The following is a 21,961-nucleotide window of genomic DNA, read 5'->3' as shown; positions in this document are numbered from 1 at the left end:
TAGGATGCGGTGCTTCTCCCGGTTTATCCGCCCACGGCACGCGGGGAATCAGGGCTGAACTGGATAAACGGCCGGAACCCTATGATTCCGTTCAGTCTCGGCGAAGGCCACCGGCAGCAGGTCGACCGGGTCGACGCCGACCGGCTGGAGCAGCCACCAGTGCCCGCCCAGCCCGGCCGGGTCGGTCAGCTCGGTCACCGTCGAGGCGGCGGCCAGCGCCCGGACGTACCCGGTCGGGTCGGTATGGGCCAGGGTGAGCGGCGGCCGGCTGCCGTCGGCGCCGAGCGCCCGCAGCGCCGCCCGCTGGCTGACCAGCGTGTACGGCACACCGGTCACCGCTTCGCCGGCCGCCGCCACCGAGTCGACGGCGACGTGGGCGGTCAGGTCGCACGACCCGTCCGGCACCGGTGGCACCTGGCGGCCGGCCCGGAAGCCGGTCAACGTACCGCTGGAAGGGCGACCGGCGCGGAGGTGGCCGTAGTCGACGGCGAGCGCCAGTCCACGGTCGACCGCACCGACCGCCGCCGCCCAGGCGGCGTCCCTGCTCCGGCCGATCTCGGCCCGGCTACCCGTCGGCGGACCCGCCGCACCGGCCCGGTCCGGCGCTGACCGCCGTCCCGACACACCCGTTTGGTCCGGGGGACCGGGCCGGTCCGACGCACCCGTTTGGTCCGGCCACCACTCGGCCAGCCAGGCGAGGTCGGCGGCGGCGAGCGGTGGACCGACGGACTCGGCGCCCGACACCGGGTCCACCAGCACCTGGCGCCAGCCGTCCGGGCCGGCCTCGGCCAAATCCAGCGGTACGTTGTCCAGCCACTCCGTGCCGAGCAGCAGCCCGACGACACCGGTCGGCAGGGTGTCGCGCCAGCCGATCGTCGGCGGCAGCGGATCGGGGCGGGGGGCGAGTTCGACAGCGGTCAGCCGCAGCCGGCGACCCAGTTCGGCCGGGGCGAGCGCGGCCAGCGTACGCAGCAGTTCTCCCCGGCCGGCCCCGACGTCGACCACGTCCAGCCGGTCCGGGTGACCCAGCGTTGCGTCGACCCGCTGGAGCAGGCGCAGCACCGCCGCGCCGAGCACCGGTGCGGCATGCGCGCTGGTACGGAAGTGGGCCGCCGGGCCGGCACCGGTCACGAAGAAGCCATCGGCGCCGTACAGCGCCGTCGTCATCGCCGCCCGCCAGGTCATCGACATCCGTTCATCCGCTGTTCAGGGCATGTCACGGTGCAGACCCTACGGTCGGCGGACATGCGACGACTTCTGATCCCCGCAGCGCTGACCGTACCGCTGCTCCTGGGTGCCGCCGTTCCGGCGAACGCCGGCGGGTCCGCCGGAGGCCATACCCGCGCGGTCCGTGCCGTGGTCGAGACCCCGGCACTCTTTGACGACGAGGCCGGCGGCGACGCCGACGCGGACGATCCGGCGATCTGGGTCAACCCGGTCGACCGGGCCGGCAGCCTCGTGATCGCCACCGCCAAGAACGGCGGCCTGCGGGTCTACGACCTGCACGGCCGGCAGCGGCAGGTGATCCCCACCCCGCCCGCGCCGGGTCCCGACGACGAGTCCGGCCGGTTCAACAACGTCGACCTGGTCGAGGGCTTCAGGCTCGGTGGCCGGCGGTCGGACCTGGCCGTGGTCAGTGACCGGGGCCGGGACCAGCTCCGGTTCTACCGGATCGACCCGGCCGGGCGCCGGCTGGTCGACGTGACCGCGCCGGACGTGCCGTACGCGTTCAGCCGCGACCAGGCGGAGGTCAACGGACAGCGTACGGCGTACGGCCTGGCCACCTGGGTCGCCCCGGACGGCACCGTCTACGTGGTGGTCAGCCGGCGCAGTACGCCGGAGGTCGGCATCTTCCGGCTGGTCGTCCGGGGTGACCGGGTCAGCTACCGGCCGGTGGACCGGCTGACCCTGCCGGCGGAGTTCACCCTGCCGAACGGCACCCGCTGGGCGCCGTGTGCCGATCCGGGTGACGGACCGCAGGTCGAGGGGATGGTGGTCGACCCGGCGACCGGGGTCGCGTACCTGGCGCAGGAGACGGTCGGGTTGTGGCGGATCCCGGTCACCGGTGGCCGCTTCCGCGGTCAGCCGACCTCGGTCGAGCGGACCCGTGAGTACGGCGTACCGGCGGTGTTCGACGTCGAGCAGGACGACTGTGTGGTCGACTACGCCGCCGATCCGGGCTTCGGCGGGCGGATCGCGGCGGACGTGGAGGGGCTCACCATCCACCGGACCGGGCGGCTCGACGGCACGCTGGTCGTGTCGAGCCAGGGCGACGACACGTTCTTCACGTACGACCGACGGACCAACCGGCCGGTGGCACGGTTCGCGGTGACCGACACCCGGCGCCCGAACGGTACCGAGATCGACGGGGTGCAGGAGTGCGACGGCGCCTCGGTGGTGTTCACCCCGCTGCCCGGATTCCCCGGTGGCCTGCTGGTGGTGCACGACGGGCAGAACACCCCCGACGTGGTCGACGGTGACGGCGAGGTACGGCCCAACACCAACTTCAAGTTCCTCGACGCCGGCTTCCTCCGCCGGTAGACCATGACGAATGCGCCCGGCTGGTGCCGGGCGCATTCCGTCGTTCGGGGGGTGGTGAAGGTTTTCACACATGCTTGTCGCACGTCCGTAACAACGGCGCATACTTGCGATCGACCGGTACCACTTATCGAGGACTGGATCGAAGACATGAGCGCATCGCCGCGCCCGCGTCCGGCCGCCCCTGCCGGGGTGACCGCGCCGGCTCACCGCCCCGGCGGCCCCACCGCCGCCGTAACCGACGGGGCACATCTCGGCCCCCGGATGCTGACCGTCGGGGTGATCGGCACCGGTCGGGTGGGTGCCGTACTCGGCGCCGCGTTGGCCCGCGCCGGCCACCGGGTGCGGGCCGCCTCCGGCGTCTCCGCCGCCGCGAAGGCCCGGATCGACCAACTGCTGCCCGGTGCCACCAACCTGCCCGCCGCCGAGGTCGCCCGTTCCGGCGTCGACCTGCTGGTCATCGCGGTGCCGGACGACGCGCTCGCCGCCGTGGTGTCGGGCCTGGCCGAGACCCGGGCGCTGCGCCCGGCCCAACTGGTCCTGCACACCTCCGGTGCGCACGGGCTCGGGGTGCTCGCGCCCGCCGTCGCCGTCGGGGCCCGCCCGCTCGCGGTGCACCCGGCGATGACCTTCACCGGTACCGCCGACGACCTGGCCCGGCTGCCCGGAATCTCGTACGGCGTGACCGTGCCGACCGATCTCCGGCCGCTCGCCGCCCGGCTCGTCGCCGACCTCGGCGGGGTGCCCGAGTGGGTGGCCGAGGGCGACCGCGCGCTCTACCACGCGAGTCTCGCCCATGGCGCGAACCACCTGGTCACCCTCGTCAACGAGGCGATGGACCGGTTGCGGGACGCGGGTGTGGCGCAGCCGGAGAAGGTGCTCGGGCCGCTGCTGCACGCCGCCCTGGACAACGCCCTGCGGCTCGGTGACGCGGCGCTGACCGGTCCGGTCGTCCGCGGTGACGCCGGCACCGTGGCCAAGCACCTGGATCGGCTGGCCGCCACCGCGCCCGAGTCGGTCGCCGGTTACCTTGCGCTGGCCCGGCGCACCGCCGACCGGGCCATCGCCGCCGGCCGGCTCCGACCGGTCGACGCGGTGTCGCTGCTCGGCGTACTCGCCGACCGGCAGCGGCAGTCGGTGTGACCCGACCGGGCGTCCGGTTCGGTGGGCAGGGAAGCCAGGCGGGCACGGGAAGCTCGGTGGGCAGGGAAGCCAGGCGGGCACGGGAAGCTCGGTGGGCACGGGAAGCGAGGAGTGGGCATGACCGAGGTGGTACGCACCCGGGCGGAGTTGACGGCCGCGCGTGACGCGCTGCCGGGCACGGTCGGGGTGGTGATGACGCTGGGCGCGCTGCACGCCGGGCACGAGGCGCTGCTACGCGCCGCCCGCGAGCGGGCCGACCACGTACTGGTGACGATCTTCGTGAACCCGTTGCAGTTCGGGCCGAACGAGGACTTCGACAGGTATCCCCGTACGTTCGACTCCGACCTGGCGATCTGCGCGGCGGCCGGGGTGGACGTGGTGTTCGCGCCGGCCCGCGAGGAGATGTACCCGACCGGGACGCCACTGGTCCGGGTCGACCCCGGACCGCTCGGCGGTGAACTGGAGGGCGCCAGCCGCCCCGGTTTCTTCCACGGGGTCCTCACCGTCGTGCTCAAGCTGCTCCAACTGGTCCGGCCGGACTTCGCGTTCTTCGGCGAGAAGGACTACCAGCAGCTCACCCTGGTTCGCCGGATGGTGCGTGACCTGGACGTACCGGTGGAGATCGTCGGTGTGCCGACCGTCCGGGAACCGGACGGTCTGGCCCTTTCCAGTCGCAACCGCTACCTGTCGGCGGACGAGCGGGTGACCGCCGCGAGCCTGTCCGCCGCGCTGCGGGCGGGCGCGACCGCCGCCGACGCCGGGCTCGGTCCCGACGCCGCGCTCGCCGCCGCCCACCAGGCACTCCAGGCATCCGGTACGCCGGGCGCGAAGCTCGACTACCTGGTCCTGACCGATCCGGACCTGGCACCGGCCCCGCTCGTCGGTCCGGCCCGGATGGTGGTGGCGGCCTGGGTCGGTAGCACCCGCCTGATCGACAACCTGGCCGTTCGGCTCGCCGACCCCGATTCCGGCACCGAATCCGCCGCTGCGGCCGCTGCCGCGCCGGCCGGTGCCGTCGCTGCTTCGAAGGAAGAGATCTGATGTTCCGCACCATGCTCAAGTCGAAGATCCACCGCGCCACCGTGACCCAGGCCGACCTGCACTACGTCGGCTCGGTGACCATCGACGAGGAGCTGCTCGACGCCGCCGACCTGCTGCCCGGGGAGAAGGTGGCCATTGTGGACGTCACCAACGGGGCCCGGCTGGAGACGTACGTCATCCCCGGTGTCCGGGGCAGCGGCGTGATCGGCATCAACGGTGCCGCCGCGCACCTGGTGCACCCCGGTGACCTGGTCATCATCATCGCGTACGGGCAGTTCGAGGACGCGCAGGCGCGGTCGTACCAGCCTCGGGTGGTGCATGTCGACGCCGACAACCGGGTGGTCGGGCTGGGTGCCGACCCGGCCGGTGTGGCAGCCGGTACGGCCGGCGGACCGGTCCGCGGTGACCTGGTGGCGGACGCCCGCTGAGGACGTGATCCGGACCGATGGGCCGAGGATGATCAGCCCATCGGCGAGGCGACGCAACGACGCCGGACGGCTACGCTATGTCCCAGCCGTCCATACTGGTGCCGCCCCTGGGGAGGGACGCGATGCGTCGTTGGTGGAGCGTCCTGGTCGCGGTTTCGGTGGCGGGAGTGCTGCTGTCCGGGTGCGGGCAACCGGCCGGGATCGACGGGGCGCTCGTCGACGACTGGGCACCGCTGGCCGAGCCGAAACCCTTCGTACCGCCGGTCGGCACCTGCCACCCGGCCGAGCCGGTCAAGGTCGCCCCCCTCACGGCGTACGAGCCGGTCGACTGCGCCGCCCCGCACCGGACGGAGACCGTGCATGTGGGCACGTTCAGCGGCGCTGCCGCGAGTCGGGAGGCGCCGCCGGCCGAGCAGTCGGCGGAGATTCGTACCGCCTTCGGCGAATGCGACGGGAAAGCGCGGGAATACGTCGGCAACGAATGGCGGGCGGGCCGTCTCCGGATGGAGGTGGCACTTCCCTCTCCGGTGGCCTGGACGGGTGGTGCGCGGTGGTTCCGGTGCGACATGGCGGAGGTGGCCAGCGTCGAGCCGACCAGCGGCGCCGTGGTCAACCGTACGGCCAGCGTGCGGGGTGCCCTGAAGGCTCCGTCCCCGCTGGCTCTGGCCTGCTACTCGATCCGGCGGTCGGCGCAGCGGACCATCACCGGGATGCCCGCCGTCGACTGTGCCAAGCCGCACAACAGCGAGTTCGTCGGGGTGTGGAACGCGCCGGAGATACCGTTCCCGACCAGGGACATCGACTGGGTCCGGCTCTTCGACGAGTGCCGGAAGCTGATCGCGACGTACGTCGGCGCCCCCGATGACGCCAACATGCGGTTCCGTACGGACGTGCTCGCGCTGCCGGGCCGACAGGCCGACTGGCAGGCCGGTAACCGGGGTGTCCGCTGCTACCTGGGTCTTTACGGCCAGGGCGTGGTCAGTCGCTCGGTCAAGGGTGCCGGACTCGCCGCACTGCCCGTACCCACGAACTGACCGGGTAGTCGATCCGATCGGATCCAGATCACCCTCGCCGCCCCCGGGCGTCGGGTCGTGCATCGAGCGGAGTTCACTGTGCTGATGCATGTGCCGACCCTGGATCTGCCGGTCTTGCCCACGCTGCTCGGTGCACCCGCGCCGGGCTGGGTGGAGACCACCGACGTGTTGGTGGTCGGCTCGGGTATCGCCGGGCTCACCGCCGCGTTGCAGTTGCGGGAGGCCGGTCTGCACGTGACCGTCGTCACAAAGGTCAACATCGACGACGGCTCCACCCGCTGGGCCCAGGGCGGCATCGCGGCCGTACTCGACCCACTGGACACCCCCGCCGCGCACGCCTACGACACCGAGGTCGCCGGGGTCGGTCTCTGCGACCCGGAGGCGGTCCGGGTGCTGGTCGAGGAGGGCCCGGCCCGGCTGCGCGAACTGATCCGGATCGGTGCCGAGTTCGACCGCAACGCGGACGGGTCGCTGATGCTTACCCGCGAGGGCGGGCACCGGACCAACCGGATAGTGCACGCCGGCGGCGACGCCACCGGCGCCGAGGTGCAGCGCGCCCTGCACGAGGCGGTCGGGCGGGACCCGTGGATCCGGCTGGTCGAGCACGCGCTGGTGCTGGACCTGCTGCGCGCCCCCGGCTGGGGTGACGCACCGGGCCAGGCGTGCGGCATCACCCTGCACGTGCTCGGCGAGGGCAGCGAGGACGGGGTGGGGGCGATCCTGGCCCGCGCGGTCGTACTCGCCACCGGGGGGATGGGGCAGGTCTTCTCCGCCACCACCAACCCGGCCGTCTCCACCGGGGACGGTGTGGCGTTGGCGATCCGGGCCGGCGCGGCGGTCACCGATCTCGAATTCGTCCAGTTCCACCCGACCGCCCTGATCAGCCCGGCCGACGCGACCAGTGTGCTCGGTGCCGCCCAGCAGCCGCTCGTCTCCGAGGCGCTGCGCGGTGAGGGCGCGTACCTGGTCGACACCGACGGCAAGCGGTTCATGGTGGGTCAGCACGAGCTGGCCGAGCTGGCCCCGCGCGACGTGGTGGCGAAGGGCATCCACCGGGTGCTGCTGGCCTCCGGGGACGACCACGTCTTCCTCGATGCCCGGCACCTCGGCGCCGAGTTCCTCAACCAGCGGTTCCCCACCATCGTCGCCTCCTGCCTGGCGATCGGCATCGACCCGGCGGTCGACCTGATCCCGGTCGCGCCGGCCGCGCACTACGCCTCCGGCGGCGTCCGTACGGACCTGCACGGCCGCACCTCGATCCCCGGCCTGTACGCCTGCGGCGAGGTCGCCTGCACCGGTGTGCACGGCGCGAACCGGCTGGCCAGCAACTCGCTGCTGGAGGGGTTGGTGTTCGCCCGGCGGATCGCCGACGACATCGCGCACAACCTGCCGCCGCAGGCCGAGCCGGCGCCGGGCGGGGCCTGGCAGGGCGGCACCGGCTGGGTGGTGCGGCCGGAGACCCGGACCGCGCTGCAACGGGCGATGACGCGGGGTGCGGGCGTGCTCCGGTCGGCGGAGTCGTTGCGGGCGACCGCCACCGAGTTGAACGAGGTCGCCGCGACCCGGGACACGCCCCGGACCGCGAGCTGGGAGGCGACCAACCTGGTCACGGTCGCGGCCGCCCTGGTGGCGGCGGCGTACGCGCGTCAGGAGACCCGCGGCTGCCACTGGCGGGAGGACTTCCCGACGGTGAGCGACGAGTGGCGGGGCCATCTGGTCGGTTCGATCGGACCGGCCGGCGAACTGCTGGACAGCTGGGAGGCGCTGTGAGGACCGCTACCGAGGACGCGTTGCGGGTGGCCGGACTCGATCCGGTGGCCGTGACCCGAATCGTGCAGACCGCGCTCCAGGAGGACCTCGGGCCGGACCGGGTCGACGTGACCAGCGTGGCGACGATCCCGGCCGGGCAGGTCGACACCGTGGACGTGGTGGCCCGCGCCGACGGGGTGGTGGCCGGGCTGGCCGTGGCGGCGGCGGTGTTCGAGCTGGTCGGCGACGACGAGGCGGTGGTGTTGGAGCTGGTCGGCGACGAGGCGGCCGGCCGTACGGTGGAGGTGTTGTTGCGGGCCCGCGACGGCGACCGGGTGGCCCGCGGCGACGTGCTGGCGACGGTGACCGGGCCGACCCGGGTCCTGCTCACCGCCGAGCGGACCGCGCTGAACCTGCTCACCCGGATGTCCGGGGTGGCGACCCACACGCGGGCCTGGGCGGACGCCCTGGTCGGCAGCAAGTCGACGGTGCTGGACACCCGCAAGACCACGCCCGGCCTGCGGGTGCTGGAGAAGTACGCGGTACGGGCCGGCGGCGGCACGAACAAGCGGATGGGCCTCTACGACGTCGCGATGATCAAGGACAACCACAAGTTGGCGGCCGGCGGGATCACCCCGGCGTACCAGCGGGTGCGGGAGGCGTTTCCGCTGGTGCCGATCCAGGTCGAGGTGACGGACGTCGCGGAGGCGCTGGAGGCGGTCGAGGCGGGCGCGGGGTTCCTGCTCTGCGACAACATGACGCCCGGCCTGTTGGCCGAGGTGGTGGCGGTGGTCGGCGACCGGGCCGAGCTGGAGGCGACCGGCGGGCTGACCCTGGACGTCGCGGCCGAGTACGCCGCCACCGGGGTCGACTACCTTTCGGTTGGGGCACTGACCCACTCGTCGCCTATCTTGGACATCGCACTAGACCTCCGGCCGGCCGACCTCGGCCGAACCGAGGGTACGGACCTGGAGCACCGGGGCTGACGAATGCTGCTCTGCATCGACATCGGTAACACCAACACCGTTCTGGCGACGTTCGACGGGGACAAACTGGCCCACTCGTGGCGGATCAAGACCGATGCCCGGTCCACCGCCGACGAGCTGGGCCTGAAGTTCCGTGGGCTGCTCGCCGGTGACGCGGTCGAGATCACCGGGGTGGCCGCCTGTTCGACCGTACCGGCGGCGCTGCGGTCGTTGCGCAGCATGCTGGCCCGGTACTACGCCGACGTACCGAGCGTGATCGTGGAGCCGGGGGTGAAGACCGGGGTGCAGCTCGCGATCGACAACCCCAAGGAGGTCGGCGCCGACCGGGTGGTGAACACCCTGGCCGCGTACACGATCTACGGGGGTCCGTCGATCGTGGTCGACTTCGGCACCACCACCAACTTCGACGTGATCAGTGGGCGGGGGGAGTTCCTCGGCGGGGCGTTCGCGCCCGGCATCGAGATCTCCTTCGACGCGCTCGCCGCCCGCGCCGCCCAACTGCGCAAGGTCGAGCCGACCAAGCCGCGTTCGGTGATCGGCAAGAACACCGTCGAGTGCCTCCAGTCGGGGCTCTACTTCGGCTTCGCCGGGCAGGTGGACCGGATCGTCGAGCGGATGACCCAGGAGTTGGGTGAGGTGCGCGCGGTGATCGCCACCGGTGGGCTGGCCCCGCTGGTCATCGGCGAGTGCGCCACGATCACCCACCACGAGCCGATGATCACCCTGATCGGCCTGCGGATGGTCTACGAGCGCAACCTCTGACCGCTGCCGGCCGCGAACCCGCCGAACGGTGAACCTGCCGGGTCAGCGGCGGCGGGCCCGGTAGACGGTGGTCCGGTAGGGCAGGTCGAAGGCTTCCCGGCCGACCAGGTCGGGGTGGTGCAGGGCCAGATCGCGTACGGCCGCTTCGAGCTCGCGTTGCCGCTGCCGGGTGGCGGTCAGGTAGTAGGAGCGGGTGCGGACCAGGCCGACCAGGCTGTCGGCGGTCTGGCTGACCGCGTGCGAGAACTCGGCCCGCTGTAGCGGCTCGAAGCGGTCGCCGAAGGTGCTCAGCTCCGGTGCGGTGTCCACGCTCGGCTTGCCGGCGAAGTCGGCCAGCAGCCGGCTCAGCGCGGCCACCCATGTCACCGACTCGTCCCGGCTGTTCCAGATCGGGGCGAAGCGTCCGCCGGGGCGCAGCACCCGGGCCGCCTCGGCGTGCGCGCGGTCGCGGTCGAACCAGTGGTACGCCTGCCCGGTCATGATCACATCCGCGTCGCCGTCCGGCAGTGGCACCGCCTCGGCGCTGCCGGCCAGCGCCGTCGTGCCCGGGGTGGCGGCGGCCAGCTGGGTCCGCATCCCCTCGTCCGGCTCGACCGGTACGACGCTGTGTCCCAGCCCGAGCAGTTGCCGGGTCAGGATGCCGGTTCCGGCGGCGAGGTCCACCACCCGGACCGGCTCGGCGGCGTCGACGGCCCAGGTCAGCGCGGCCAGCGGGTACGCCGGACGGAAACGGTCGTAGGTCTGCGCGGCGGCGCCGAACGACAGCGCCTGATCAAGATCAGTCACAGCCCGATGTTATCCGTTGGTCACGCGATGCTGTCCGCTGGTTATCCGCTGCCCGCTCCGGAGGCACTTGAGTAGGCTCGGGGAATTCTGCCGAACTCACTGTCCTGAGGAAGCCTGCCGTGACCGAGCACATCCCCGCCGCCGCCGAACCAGTGGACGACCTTCCGGAGCAGATGCGGGTCCGGCGGGAGAAGCGGGACCGCCTGCTCGCCGACGGCGTCGAGCCGTACCCGGTGGGTTATCCGCGTACCGCGACCCTGGCCGAGGTCCGGGCCCGGTACGTCGACCTGGCCACCGACAGCCAGACCGGGGACACCGTCGCGGTGACCGGCCGGGTGATCTTCGTACGGAACAGCGGCAAGCTCTGCTTCGCCACCCTGCGCGACGGCGACGGCACCGAACTCCAGGCGATGATCTCCCTGGACCGGGTCGGGGCGGAGCGGCTCGAAGAGTGGAAGCGCCAGGTCGACCTCGGTGACCACATCGGCGTGACCGGTGAAGTGATCACCAGCCGGCGTGGCGAGTTGTCCGTGCTCGCCGAGTCCTGGAAGATCACGGCGAAGGCTCTGCGACCCCTGCCGGTGGCGCACAAGCCGCTCAGCGAGGAGGCACGGGTCCGGCAGCGTTATGTCGACCTGATCGTCCGGCCGCAGGCCCGTGAGACCGTTCGGACCAGGGCGACCGCCGTACGGAGCCTGCGCGATTCCCTGCACGCCCGCAGTTTCGTCGAGGTCGAAACCCCGATGCTCCAGTTGCTGCACGGCGGGGCCACCGCCCGGCCATTCGTGACGCACAGCAATGCGCTGAGCACCGACCTGTACCTTCGAATCGCGCCCGAGCTTTATCTGAAGCGCGCCGTGGTCGGCGGCATCGACCGGGTCTTCGAGATCAACCGTAACTTCCGTAATGAGGGCATCGACTCCTCGCACTCTCCCGAGTTCGCGATGCTGGAGATGTACGAGGCATACGGCGACTACGACACTATGGCCAAGCTCACCAGGGAACTGGTGCAGGAGGCGGCGTACGCGGTGGCCGGCTCGCACGTCGTGACGCACGCCGACGGGGCCGAGTTGGACCTGGGCGGCCAGTGGCGTACGACGACGCTCTTCGGGTCGCTATCGGAGGCCCTCGGCGAGGAGGTGACGGTCTCGACCGATCGGGCCCAGCTCGTCCGGTACGCCGAAAAAATTGGCCTCGGAGTCGATCCGAAGTGGGTGCCGGGCAAGCTCGCCGAGGAGCTGTTCGAGGAACTGGTGGTGCCCGGACTGCGTGAGCCGACGTTCGTACGGGACTACCCGGAGGACACCAGCCCGCTCGTCCGCGCCCACCGTGAGCAGCCAGGACTCACCGAAAAATGGGACCTGTACGCGCTCGGATTCGAACTCGGCACGGGCTACTCGGAACTGGTCGACCCGGTGGTGCAGCGGGCCCGGCTGCTCGCCCAGGCGCAACTCGGGGCGAAGGGCGACGACGAGGCAATGCGCCTGGACGAGGACTTCCTCCGCGCCTTGGAGTACGGAATGCCGCCCTCCGGCGGCGTCGGAATTGGAATCGACCGGCTGCTGATGACCCTCACCGGCCTCGGAATTCGGGAAACCATCCTCTTCCCCTTGATCCGCGCGGAGTAGTCGCGTAAGTCCTGTTGAGTAATTTCCGGGTCCTATTGACGCAACGAGTGCGCGTCGGGCTATTGTGCTCTTGTTTGCGGAACACCCTGCTCGAGAGGATTACGGCACGTGGCCAAGCAGATCATTCACAAGCTTGTCGATGACCTTGACGGCGGCGACGCGGACGAGACCGTCAAGTTCTCGCTCGACGGCGTTCAGTACGAGATCGACCTGTCGAAGAAGAACGCCGGGAAATTGCGGGACCTATTCTCGCCGTACGTCGCGTCCGGCTCGAAGGTCGGCCGTGGCGGCGTCGTCGTCGGCGGCCGGGCGGCTCGGGGGCGCGGGGGCGCCACCGCGGACCGGGAGCAGAACAAGGCGATCCGGGCCTGGGCCAAGAAGGAAGGCCGGGACATCTCCGACCGGGGGCGCATCCCGCAGGAGATCGTCGACGAGTACCACGCCAAGGCCGGCCGCTGAGCCTGCCGGCTGACCGGCTCCCCGCGCCGGGTCCGGAGCGAATGCGACGCTTCTGGCCCGGCGCTGGACTTTATCCCCTAGATATCCGTTTCGGCGGAATCGGGGTAAGTTGCCGCTCGCGTCCCGGCTGCTCGTCATCCGCCTCCCCCTGCCGCCCGTCCCGGGTGCCCCCGTGACCGCCCGCCGGGGTGCCCGCCCGTCCTGCCCCGCGCGTCGCCCCGTCCGCCCGTCCCCGTCCGCCCGTCCGTCCTTGCTCGCTCGCGTGGCCGTCCGCCCGTCCCCGACCGCCTGTCCGTCCTTGCTCGCTCGCGTGGCCGTCCGCAGCCGTGCCCACGGGTCCGGAAACCTCCCCCGCCGCCGGGAAGGAACCCGGCGGCCCCGACGTTGTCCACAACCAGTGGAAGAGTTATCCACAACCTGTGGAGGAACTCGGGACTGCCTGTGGACGTCAGACCGCCGGGCTGGATTTCGCTCTACGCGTAGAGCCGGGGGCCGGGGAACACGCTCTGAGCGCGGGCAGTTGGGAAAAAACGTCGCGGACGTGGCGCATTCCAGCAACACACGACCTCAGAAGAGTCGGTTCGCGGCGATAGAGTGATGGCACGGGTGTCACCTGGACGCCCGGGCGCTGGCCCCGCCAAGATCAATGGCGCACGGCACGTGAGGAGCACGAGGGCATGTTCGAGCGGTTCACCGACCGAGCGCGGCGGGTTGTCGTCCTGGCTCAAGAAGAAGCCCGGATGCTCAACCACAACTACATCGGTACGGAACACATCCTGTTGGGTCTCATCCACGAGGGCGAAGGCGTCGCCGCGAAGGCTCTGGAGAGCCTCGGCATCTCCCTGGAGGGCGTCCGCCAGCAGGTCGAGGAAATCATCGGCCAGGGTCAGCAGGCGCCGAGTGGGCACATCCCGTTCACGCCGCGGGCCAAGAAGGTGCTGGAGCTGTCCCTGCGCGAAGCGCTACAGCTCGGCCACAACTACATCGGTACGGAGCACATCCTGCTCGGTCTGATCCGCGAGGGTGAGGGCGTCGCCGCCCAGGTGCTGGTCAAGCTCGGCGCCGACCTGAACCGGGTCCGCCAGCAGGTGATCCAGCTCCTCTCCGGCTACCAGGGCAAGGAGCCGGCCGCGGCCGGAGCCGCGCCGGGTGAGGCCGCGCCGTCGACCAGCCTCGTGCTGGACCAGTTCGGCCGGAACCTGACCCAGGCCGCCCGCGAGGGCAAGCTCGACCCGGTCATCGGGCGCGAGAAGGAAATCGAGCGGGTCATGCAGGTGCTGTCCCGCCGTACCAAGAACAACCCCGTCCTGATCGGCGAGCCCGGGGTCGGTAAGACCGCGGTCGTCGAGGGGCTGTCCCAGCGGATCATCAAGGGCGAGGTGCCGGAGACGCTCAAGGACAAGCAGCTCTACACGCTTGACCTGGGTGCCCTGGTGGCCGGTTCGCGCTACCGCGGTGACTTCGAGGAGCGCCTCAAGAAGGTGCTCAAGGAGATCCGCACCCGCGGGGACATCATCCTGTTCATCGACGAGATCCACACGCTGGTCGGCGCTGGCGCCGCCGAGGGTGCGATCGACGCGGCCAGCATCCTCAAGCCGATGCTGGCCCGTGGCGAGTTGCAGACCATCGGTGCCACCACGCTCGACGAATACCGCAAGCACCTGGAGAAGGACGCGGCGCTTGAGCGCCGGTTCCAGCCGATCCAGGTGGGTGAGCCGTCGCTGGCCCACACCATCGAGATCCTCAAGGGTCTGCGTGACCGGTACGAGGCCCACCACCGGGTGAGCATCACCGACGCCGCGTTGGTCGCGGCGGCCACGCTGGCCGACCGGTACATCTCGGACCGCTTCCTGCCGGACAAGGCGATCGACCTGATCGACGAGGCCGGTGCCCGGATGCGCATCCGCCGGATGACCGCGCCGCCAGACCTGCGGGACTTCGACGAGCGCATCGCGCAGGTGCGTCGGGACAAGGAATCCGCCATCGACGCGCAGGACTTCGAGCGCGCCGCGCAGCTGCGGGACAAGGAGAAGCAGCTGCTCGGCCAGAAGGCCCAGCGGGAGAAGGAGTGGAAGGCCGGCGACCTGGACGTCGTGTCCGAGGTCGACGACGAGCAGATCGCCGAGGTCCTGGCGAACTGGACCGGCATCCCGGTCTACAAGCTGACCGAGGAGGAGACCTCCCGGCTGCTCCGCATGGAGGACGAGCTGCACAAGCGGGTCGTCGGCCAGGAGGACGCGGTCAAGGCGGTGTCCAAGGCGATCCGGCGTACCCGCGCCGGGCTGAAGGACCCGAAGCGGCCCTCCGGCTCGTTCATCTTCGCCGGCCCGTCGGGTGTGGGTAAGACCGAGCTGTCCAAGGCGCTCGCCGAGTTCCTCTTCGGCAGCGAGGACGCCCTCATCCAGCTGGACATGTCCGAGTTCCACGACCGCTACACGGTGTCCCGGCTCGTCGGTGCGCCCCCCGGATACGTCGGTTACGACGAGGGTGGGCAGCTGACCGAGAAGGTGCGTCGGCGGCCGTTCTCGGTGGTTCTCTTCGACGAGATCGAGAAGGCCCACCCGGACGTGTTCAACACGCTCCTCCAGATCCTGGAGGACGGTCGGCTCACCGACGGTCAGGGCCGGATCGTGGACTTCAAGAACACGGTCATCATCCTGACCACCAACCTGGGTACGCGGGACGTCGCCAAGGCGGTGTCGCTGGGCTTCCAGGCCTCTGAGGATTCCGAATCGAACTACGAGCGGATGAAGCAGAAGGTCAACGACGAGCTCAAGCAGCACTTCCGGCCGGAGTTCCTCAACCGGATCGACGACACCATCGTCTTCCACCAGCTCAACCAGAACGAGATCCTGCACATCGTCGACATCATGATCCAGCGGATCGAAGCTCAGCTCCGCAACAAGGACATGGGGCTCGAACTCACCGACAACGCCAAGAAGTACCTGGCGAAGAAGGGGTTCGACCCGGTGCTGGGTGCCCGGCCGCTACGCCGGACGATCCAGCGTGATATCGAGGACAACCTGTCCGAGCGGATCCTGTTCAACGAGCTGACCCCCGGTCAGATCGTGGTGGTGGACTGCGAGGGCGACCCGGAGAACATCGACAAGTCCAAGCTCGTGTTCCGCGGCGCGGAGAAGCCGGTGCCGGTGCCCGACGCGGTGCCCGCCGACCTCGGCAACACCGCCCCCGCAGGCGCAGACGAGTAAAGCACCACCTCCACCCAGCACCCCCAGCGCGGCCCCGGCCAGGCGAAAGCCCCCGGGGCCGCTCTGCATCCCCCTCCCCCTCCCCTCCCCTCCCCTCCCCCCGCCCCCCCGCGTGCCCCCACCCCCATCCCCGTCGATCTAGGGCAAATACGTGTGATTGGAGATCAACAAGCCACCATCTGCCCTAGATCGACGAGGAGAGAGGTGGGGGGAGGGGGGAGGGCAGGGGGAGGGGGGAGGAGAGGGGGAGGGTGTAGGTGGTGTTGGGGAGGGGGGTCACTAGGCCGTCGTCGATGAGGGAGGTTAGGGCGCGGGTTCGTTGGGTGGGGTCGGGCCAGACGAGGTCGAGTTGGGCGAGGGGTACGGGGGCGGTCGCGTCCCGTAGCACCGCCAGCAGTAGGCCGCGTACCTGGCGGTCGGTGCCGGCGTAGCGCTGTGGGCGGCGCGTCGGGCCGGTTGGCGCGGGTGCGCCCGAGGCACGCCAGGCGCACCGCTCGGCGAGTGGGCAGTCCACGCACCGGGGGGCGCGGGCGGTGCAGATCAGCGCCCCGAGTTCCATGAACGCCGCGCTTGCCCGAGCCGCCTCGGCCGGCTTCTCCGGCAGCAGTTCCGCCGTGGCGACCAGGTCGGACGGGCGGGTTGCCGGCCCGGCATCGGCGGCACCGGCCACCGCCCGAGCCACCAGCCGCCGTACGTTCGTGTCCACCACCGGGTGCCGCTGCCCGTACGCGAACGCGAGCACCGCCCGCGCGGTGTAGTCGCCGATGCCGGGCAGGGAGAGCAGGGCGGCCAGGTCGGTCGGCACCTCGCCAGCGTGCCGTTCGACCAGTGCCACCGCACAGTCGCGCAGCCGCAGCGCCCGACGGGGGTAGCCGAGCCGTCCCCACATCCTGATCGCCTCGCCCGGTGGATCGGCGGCGAGTTCGGCCGGCCCGGGCCAGCGGGTCAGCCAGGCACGCCAGGCGGGCAGGACCCGTACGACCGGGGTCTGCTGCAACATGACCTCGCTGACCAGCACCGCCCAGGCGGTGACATCGGGCTCTCGCCACGGCAGGTCGCGCGCGTTCTCGTCGTACCACCGGATGGCCACGGTGGCGAGGGTTGGTTCGGACATCGCGCCCGATCCTGTCACGGCGACCAGGGCCGCGACAGCGGGCCGTCGCCGGTGTCGCATGGGCACCGTTGGCCGTCCGGTGACGGGCCACCTGTCCCGCTGTGTGACAGGCCACCTAGTCCCGCCCCGGACAGGCCACCTGTCCCGCAGCGTGGACCGGTGGCCCGTCTGGGGCGGGTCGCGGGCGCCGATCGGGCAGAATGCCCGGATGAGCCAGCTCGCGATCACCGTCATCGGTCATGACCGGCCCGGCATCGTGGCCGATGTGGCGGAGGTGCTGGCCCGGCTCGGTGCCAACCTGACCGACTCGACCATGACCCGGTTGCGCGGGCACTTCGCGATGACCCTGATCTGCGTCGGCCCGACCGCCGACGAGGTCGAGGCCGCGTTGCTCCCGCTGCGCGCGGACGGTCAACTGCTGGCCACCGTACGGGCGGTGCGGGCGGACGGGGAGCAGCCACCGGCCGGCGAACCGTACGTGCTCGCGGTCCACGGCGCCGACCGTCTCGGCATCGTCGCCACGGTGACCCGGGTGCTCGCCGAGTACGGCGGCAACGTCACCGACCTGACCACCCGACTCACCGGGCCGCTCTATCTGATCGTGGCCGAGGTGGACCTGCCGCCCGGCACCGCCGACCCGCTCGCGGCCCGGCTGACCGAGGTGGGCGCCGGCCTGGACGTCGAGGTGACCCTGCGCCGAGCCGATTCGGACCTGTTGTGACCGCCGAGGAAGCCGGCGAGCCGGCTGCCCGGACGCCGGGGGAGTCCGGCGTCGACGCGATCGTGGCCGATCCCGGGTTGGGCGGATGGACGGTGGCGGTACTCGGGACGGTGGGGCGGGTACGGCCGGTTGTCTCCGCGCCCGACCCGGTGCTGAGCCGGGCCGGTGTCGACGTCGACCCCACCGCCGACGAGGTGGTACGACTCGCCGCGGACCTGATCGCCACCATGCGCGCCTCGCCCGGCTGTGTTGGGCTGGCGGCGCCGCAGATCGGAGTCGGCGTACGGGTGTTCGCGGTCGACGTGACCGGCCACCCGAAGGCGGTGACCGTGCACGGCACGTTCGTGTTGTGCAACGCGACGGTGGTGGAGGCGAGCCGGTGGCGGCCGGGTCGGGAGGGCTGCATGTCGGTGCCGGATCTGACCGGTGACGTGAAGCGGGCCAGCCGGCTGGTGGTGACCGGTCAGCTACCGGGTACGGGCGAGCCGGTCCGGTTGGTCGCGGACGGCTTCGAGGCGCGGGCGTTACAGCACGAGATCGACCACTGTGCCGGTCTGCTCTTCCTCGACCGGGTGGCCGGCGCACACGCGGTGTACCAACGCAAGGTGTATCTGTGATCGGCGCCGGATCGGCTTGCCCGGTAGCGGTTTGCGGAAGGCCGAACCGGGCCTTCGGGTGCTCGAATCGGGGATTCCGGACCCGTGAATCCCGGCGCGTCGCGGGAGTCTGTCGAGTGTGCCCGGATACGGTGAGCGCATCATGCGTTTGACGGTTGGCCCCCTGTCACCCGCCGTCTATTGGCGGCGTCGAGCCGTCGTGCTCGGCGTGGGTTTGCTCTTTCTCATCGTCGTGCTCTGGTCGTGCACCGGGCCGGGTAAGTCCGGTTCGAACGCGGCGAAGCCCACGCCGACGCCGACAACGCCGGCCGGGGCGCAGCCCACCGAGTCGGTGCTCACCCCGCAGAGCGGTGCGCCGGCCCCGGAGGGGGCGGACGACCAACCGGCGGATGCCGACCCGGCCGCGGCCGACCCGCAGCAGCCGGCCGGGGATCCGGCGGCCCCGCCGGCCGGGACCGTGCCGGACGTGCCGCCGCCGGCCGCCGGCTCGTGCACCGACGACGAGATCTCGGTGGTGCCGGTGCCGGTGGTGAAGTCGATCAAGCAGAACGGGACGCTCGGACTGCGACTTGAGGTGACGAACACCTCGGACCGTACGTGCAGCCGTGACCTGGGGGCCGACCTCCAGGAGCTGTTCATCAAGCGCGGTGCGGAGAAGGTCTGGTCGTCCGACACGTGCGGGACGAAGGGCAGCAGCGTGGTGTCGCTGGTGCCGGACTTGAAGCACACCTTCCAGGCAGACTGGAACATCAACCGCGACACGAAGTGCGGCGGTTCCGTGGCTACCGGGCCGAAAGCGGAGCCCGGCGAGTACCAGATCTTCGCGCGGCTCGGCACCAAGCACAGCGACCCGGTGGCGCTCACCATCACGAGCTGATGCCGGTCACCGCCGCCCCGGCCGGTAGGAGCCGGCCGGGTGACGGCTGACGGTCAGACGTACCGTTCCAGGATGGACGCTTCGGCGAGCCGGGAGAGCCCTTCGCGTACGCCACGGGCGCGCGCGTCGCCGACGCCGTCGACCGCCTGGAGGTCCTCGACGGTGGCGCCGAGCAACTGCTGGAGGCTGCCGAAGTGGCCGACCAGCCGGTCGACCACCGCAGCGGGTAGCCGGGGCACCTTGGCGAGCAGCCGGAAGCCGCGCGGACTGACCGCCGCGTCCAGTGCGTCGGAGGCGCCCGCGTAGCCGATCGCCTTCGCCACCGCGACCAGGTCGATCAGCTCGGTGGCGGTGAGCAGGTCGAGTTCGACCAGTGCCTCGTCCAGGGTGCGGGCCTTGCGCCCGGTGGGCAGGTAGTCGCGGATCACCAGGGTCCGGTCGGCGTCGACGCCGGCCATCAGCTCGTCCAGTTGCAGGGCGAGCAGTCGGCCGTCGGTGCCGAGTTCGACCACGTAGCCGGCGATCTCGTCGGCGATCCGGCGCACCATCTCCAGCCGCTGCACCACCGCCACCGCGTCGCGTACGGTGACCAGGTCTTCGATCTCCAGCGCGGACAGGGTGCCGGACACCTCGTCGAGCCGCAGCTTGTAGCGCTCAAGGGTGGCGAGCGCCTGGTTGGCCCGGGACAGGATCGCGGCCGAGTCGTCCAGCACGTGCCGCTGGCCGTTGACGTAGAGGCTGATGATCCGCATGGACTGGCTGACCGAGATGACCGGGTAGCCGGTCTGCCGACCGACCCGTTCCGCGGTGCGGTGCCGGGTGCCGGACTCCTCGGTCGGGATCGACGGGTCGGGCATCAGGTGCACGGCGGCCCGGACGATCCGGGTGCCGTCGCTGGACAGCACCACCGCACCGTCCATCTTGCACAGTTCGCGGACCCGGGTCGCGGAGAACTCGACGTCGAGCGGGAAGCCGCCGGTGCAGAGGGTCTCGACGACCTTGTCGTAGCCGAGCACGATCAACGCGCCGGTACGGCCGCGCAGGATGCGTTCCAGGCCGTCGCGCAGGGCGGTGCCCGGCGCCATCAACGCGAGATTGGCGCGCAGCGGGTCGCCGGTGGTTCCGGGTACGTTCACGGTCACCCCCGCGCTGATGGTGCGTGCCAGTGAGCCCACGGCGCTGCCGCGGGCCGGGGCACTCGCGCCAGCGCTTCTGCTCGCGTCGCGGTCGGTTGGCACCCGGACAGTCTACGGATCGGCGTGCACTCGGTGCTGCCGCGGTTACTGTGATGTGCCACTGCGCCCGTTCCCTTCGCCGCGATCGGGTCCGCGCCGGGGCGGCGCAGACCATCCAGGTGTTCGTCACATTCGGTCGTATGGGGATCTATCAGGGACTTTCCGGTCACCCGGCGGATACCCGAGCGGCCTGTTGCAGGGCCGATCGTACGTCGGTGACCTCCAATACCCGCATGTTCTCCTGGCTCACACCGGTCGATTCGGGTCCGCAGCCCTGTGGCACCAGGGCGAAGCGGAAGCCCAGCCGGGCGGCTTCGGCCAGTCGCCGGGGCACCGCGCCGACCCGGCGTACCTCGCCGGTCAGGCCGACCTCCCCGATCGCCACCAGGTTCGGCGCGATGGCGAGGTTGAGGCCACCGGACGCGACGGCGAGCGCCACCGCCAGGTCGGCTGCCGGCTCGACCACCCGGATCCCGCCGACGGTGGCGGCGAAGACCTCGCGGTCGTGCAGGGTGAGCCGCTCCGTACGCCGTTGCAGGACGGCGAGGACCATGGCCAGCCGGGCCGAGTCGAGCCCGGAGACCGTACGTCGGGGCGAGCCGGCGACGGTCGCCCCGATCAGTGCCTGGACCTCGGTGAGCAGGGCCCGGCGTCCCTCCATCGCGACCGTCACACAGGTGCCCGGCACCGGCTCGGTGTAGCGGGTGAGAAACAGCCCGGACGGGTCGGCGAGGCTGCTGATCCCGCCCTCGTGCATCTCGAAGCAGCCGACCTCGTCGGCGGCACCGAACCGGTTCTTCACCCCGCGCACCATCCGCAGCGAGGAGTGCTTGTCGCCCTCGAAGTGCAGCACCACGTCGACCAGGTGCTCCAGCACCCGGGGGCCGGCGACCTGGCCGTCCTTGGTGACGTGCCCCACCAGCACGATCGCGATGCCGCGTTCCTTGGCCACCGACACCAGCGCGGCGGTGACCGCCCGGACCTGGGTCACCCCACCGGGCACCCCGTCGCTGGCCTGGGTGGCGATGGTCTGCACCGAGTCGAGCACCAGCAGACCCGGTTTTACCGCGTCCAGGTGGCCGAGCACCGCCCCCAGGTCGTTCTCGGCGGCCAGGTAGAGCTGCTCGTGCAGGGTGCCCATCCGCTCGGCCCGCAGCCGGACCTGGCTGACCGACTCCTCGCCGCTGACCACCAGGGACGGGCTGCCGGCGACGGCGGCCCACTGCTGGGCGACGTCGAGCAGGAGGGTGGACTTGCCGACGCCGGGTTCACCGGCGAGCAGCACCACCCCGCCGGGGACCAGGCCGCCGCCGAGCACCCGGTCCAGCTCACCGATGCCGGTCGGCCGGGCCTTCGCCGGGGCGGCGCTGATGGTCGCGATCGGTCGGGCCGGCTCACCCGGCGTGCGGGAGCTGACCACCCGCCCGGCCACCGTGGGGCCGCTGACGACGGTCTCGATCACCGCACCCCACTCGCCGCACTCGGGGCATCGGCCGACCCACTTGGGCGGCTGGTGCCCACAGGCGTCGCACTGGTAGGCGGGCCGAGGCTCGCGGGCCGTGGCTCGGGAACGCGTGGGGGTCGCGCGGGGAGCGGGGGGCGGGGTCACCCCGCGACGTTAGCCAATCCGTACG

Annotated in this window: 18 protein-coding genes and 1 pseudogene; 14 read left to right on the top strand and 5 right to left on the bottom strand. The window is 71.4% G+C overall.

Annotation, left to right across the window (positions count from 1 at the left end; all coding sequences use genetic code 11):
* Positions 1–48 precede the first annotated feature (48 nt).
* Positions 49–1,191 carry an SAM-dependent methyltransferase gene (locus tag OG792_RS31850; RefSeq protein WP_329105177.1) on the bottom strand — a complete coding sequence of 381 codons (1,143 nt, stop codon included), beginning with the start codon at positions 1,189–1,191 and terminating at the stop codon, positions 49–51.
* A gap of 54 nt (positions 1,192–1,245) precedes the next feature.
* Here OG792_RS31850 and OG792_RS31845 point away from each other — a divergent pair, with 54 nt between their 5' ends.
* The 8 genes and pseudogenes from OG792_RS31845 (at position 1,246) to OG792_RS31810 (ending at position 9,681) form a co-directional block, all read left to right on the top strand.
* The gene (locus OG792_RS31845) at positions 1,246–2,541 is read left to right on the top strand and encodes a phytase (RefSeq protein WP_329105175.1); all 1,296 of its coding nucleotides are present in this window, start codon (positions 1,246–1,248) and stop codon (positions 2,539–2,541) included.
* Between the two features lie 147 nt (positions 2,542–2,688).
* Complete coding sequence (locus tag OG792_RS31840) at positions 2,689–3,681, top strand: DUF2520 domain-containing protein (RefSeq protein ID WP_442932335.1); 993 nt, start codon at positions 2,689–2,691, stop codon at positions 3,679–3,681.
* Positions 3,682–3,798: 117 nt separating this feature from the next.
* A pseudogene (gene panC / locus OG792_RS31835) lies at positions 3,799–4,638 on the top strand (pantoate--beta-alanine ligase); the annotation flags it as partial.
* An 83-nt stretch (positions 4,639–4,721) separates the two neighbouring features.
* Positions 4,722–5,150 (top strand): aspartate 1-decarboxylase, encoded by a 429-nt coding sequence (panD, locus tag OG792_RS31830; RefSeq protein ID WP_329105173.1) that lies wholly within the window; start codon positions 4,722–4,724, stop codon positions 5,148–5,150.
* Positions 5,151–5,272: 122 nt separating this feature from the next.
* Complete coding sequence (locus OG792_RS31825; RefSeq protein WP_329105171.1) at positions 5,273–6,184, top strand: septum formation family protein; 912 nt, start codon at positions 5,273–5,275, stop codon at positions 6,182–6,184.
* 84 nt (positions 6,185–6,268) lie between these two features.
* Positions 6,269–7,954, top strand: coding sequence for an L-aspartate oxidase (locus OG792_RS31820; RefSeq protein ID WP_329105169.1), 1,686 nt, complete (start codon positions 6,269–6,271; stop codon positions 7,952–7,954).
* On the top strand, positions 7,951–8,919 hold the full coding sequence (nadC, locus tag OG792_RS31815) for a carboxylating nicotinate-nucleotide diphosphorylase (protein ID WP_329105167.1): 969 nt from the start codon (positions 7,951–7,953) through the stop codon (positions 8,917–8,919). Before OG792_RS31820 ends, nadC begins: the two co-directional genes overlap by 4 nt.
* Positions 8,920–8,922: 3 nt before the next feature.
* Positions 8,923–9,681: a type III pantothenate kinase gene (locus OG792_RS31810; RefSeq protein WP_329105165.1), complete on the top strand. Its 759-nt coding sequence runs from the start codon at positions 8,923–8,925 to the stop codon at positions 9,679–9,681.
* A 42-nt stretch (positions 9,682–9,723) separates the two neighbouring features.
* Here OG792_RS31810 and OG792_RS31805 read toward each other — a convergent pair whose 3' ends face one another.
* Complete coding sequence (locus tag OG792_RS31805) at positions 9,724–10,467, bottom strand: class I SAM-dependent methyltransferase (protein WP_329105163.1); 744 nt, start codon at positions 10,465–10,467, stop codon at positions 9,724–9,726.
* 173 nt (positions 10,468–10,640) lie between these two features.
* On the opposite strand from OG792_RS31805, the gene lysS reads away from it, so the two are divergent.
* The 3 genes from lysS to OG792_RS31790 all read left to right on the top strand — a co-directional run bounded on the left by lysS (position 10,641) and on the right by OG792_RS31790 (position 15,763).
* Complete coding sequence (gene lysS, locus OG792_RS31800) at positions 10,641–12,095, top strand: lysine--tRNA ligase (protein WP_329111560.1); 1,455 nt, start codon at positions 10,641–10,643, stop codon at positions 12,093–12,095.
* 108 nt (positions 12,096–12,203) lie between these two features.
* A complete protein-coding gene (locus OG792_RS31795) occupies positions 12,204–12,554 on the top strand; it encodes a histone-like nucleoid-structuring protein Lsr2 (protein ID WP_329105161.1) in 351 nt (116 codons plus the stop codon).
* Positions 12,555–13,231: 677 nt separating this feature from the next.
* Entirely contained in the window at positions 13,232–15,763 is a 2,532-nt protein-coding gene (locus tag OG792_RS31790) for an ATP-dependent Clp protease ATP-binding subunit (RefSeq protein ID WP_329105159.1), read from the top strand.
* Between the two features lie 184 nt (positions 15,764–15,947).
* On the opposite strand, the gene OG792_RS31785 is transcribed toward OG792_RS31790, so the two are convergent.
* Positions 15,948–16,877 (bottom strand): A/G-specific adenine glycosylase, encoded by a 930-nt coding sequence (locus OG792_RS31785; protein ID WP_329105157.1) that lies wholly within the window; start codon positions 16,875–16,877, stop codon positions 15,948–15,950.
* Between the two features lie 208 nt (positions 16,878–17,085).
* Here OG792_RS31785 and OG792_RS31780 point away from each other — a divergent pair, with 208 nt between their 5' ends.
* The 3 genes from OG792_RS31780 (at position 17,086) to OG792_RS31770 (ending at position 19,092) form a co-directional block, all read left to right on the top strand.
* Positions 17,086–17,598: a glycine cleavage system protein R gene (locus OG792_RS31780; protein WP_329105156.1), complete on the top strand. Its 513-nt coding sequence runs from the start codon at positions 17,086–17,088 to the stop codon at positions 17,596–17,598.
* A gap of 59 nt (positions 17,599–17,657) precedes the next feature.
* Complete coding sequence (locus OG792_RS31775; RefSeq protein WP_329111559.1) at positions 17,658–18,215, top strand: peptide deformylase; 558 nt, start codon at positions 17,658–17,660, stop codon at positions 18,213–18,215.
* Positions 18,216–18,357: 142 nt separating this feature from the next.
* Positions 18,358–19,092, top strand: a complete 735-nt coding sequence (locus tag OG792_RS31770) for a hypothetical protein (protein ID WP_329105154.1) — start codon at positions 18,358–18,360, stop codon at positions 19,090–19,092.
* Positions 19,093–19,145: 53 nt separating this feature from the next.
* Here OG792_RS31770 and disA read toward each other — a convergent pair whose 3' ends face one another.
* Together disA and radA are read right to left on the bottom strand one after the other, a co-directional pair.
* A complete protein-coding gene (gene disA / locus OG792_RS31765; protein ID WP_329105152.1) occupies positions 19,146–20,330 on the bottom strand; it encodes a DNA integrity scanning diadenylate cyclase DisA in 1,185 nt (394 codons plus the stop codon).
* A 163-nt stretch (positions 20,331–20,493) separates the two neighbouring features.
* Entirely contained in the window at positions 20,494–21,936 is a 1,443-nt protein-coding gene (gene radA, locus OG792_RS31760) for a DNA repair protein RadA (RefSeq protein WP_329105150.1), read from the bottom strand.
* Positions 21,937–21,961: the final 25 nt, after the last annotated feature.

The organism is Micromonospora sp. NBC_01699, from assembly GCF_036250065.1.
Lineage (GTDB): Bacteria > Actinomycetota > Actinomycetes > Mycobacteriales > Micromonosporaceae > Micromonospora_G.
The sequence above is the reverse complement of the archived record's forward strand: the minus strand, read 5'-3'. Positions and strand labels throughout refer to the sequence as shown.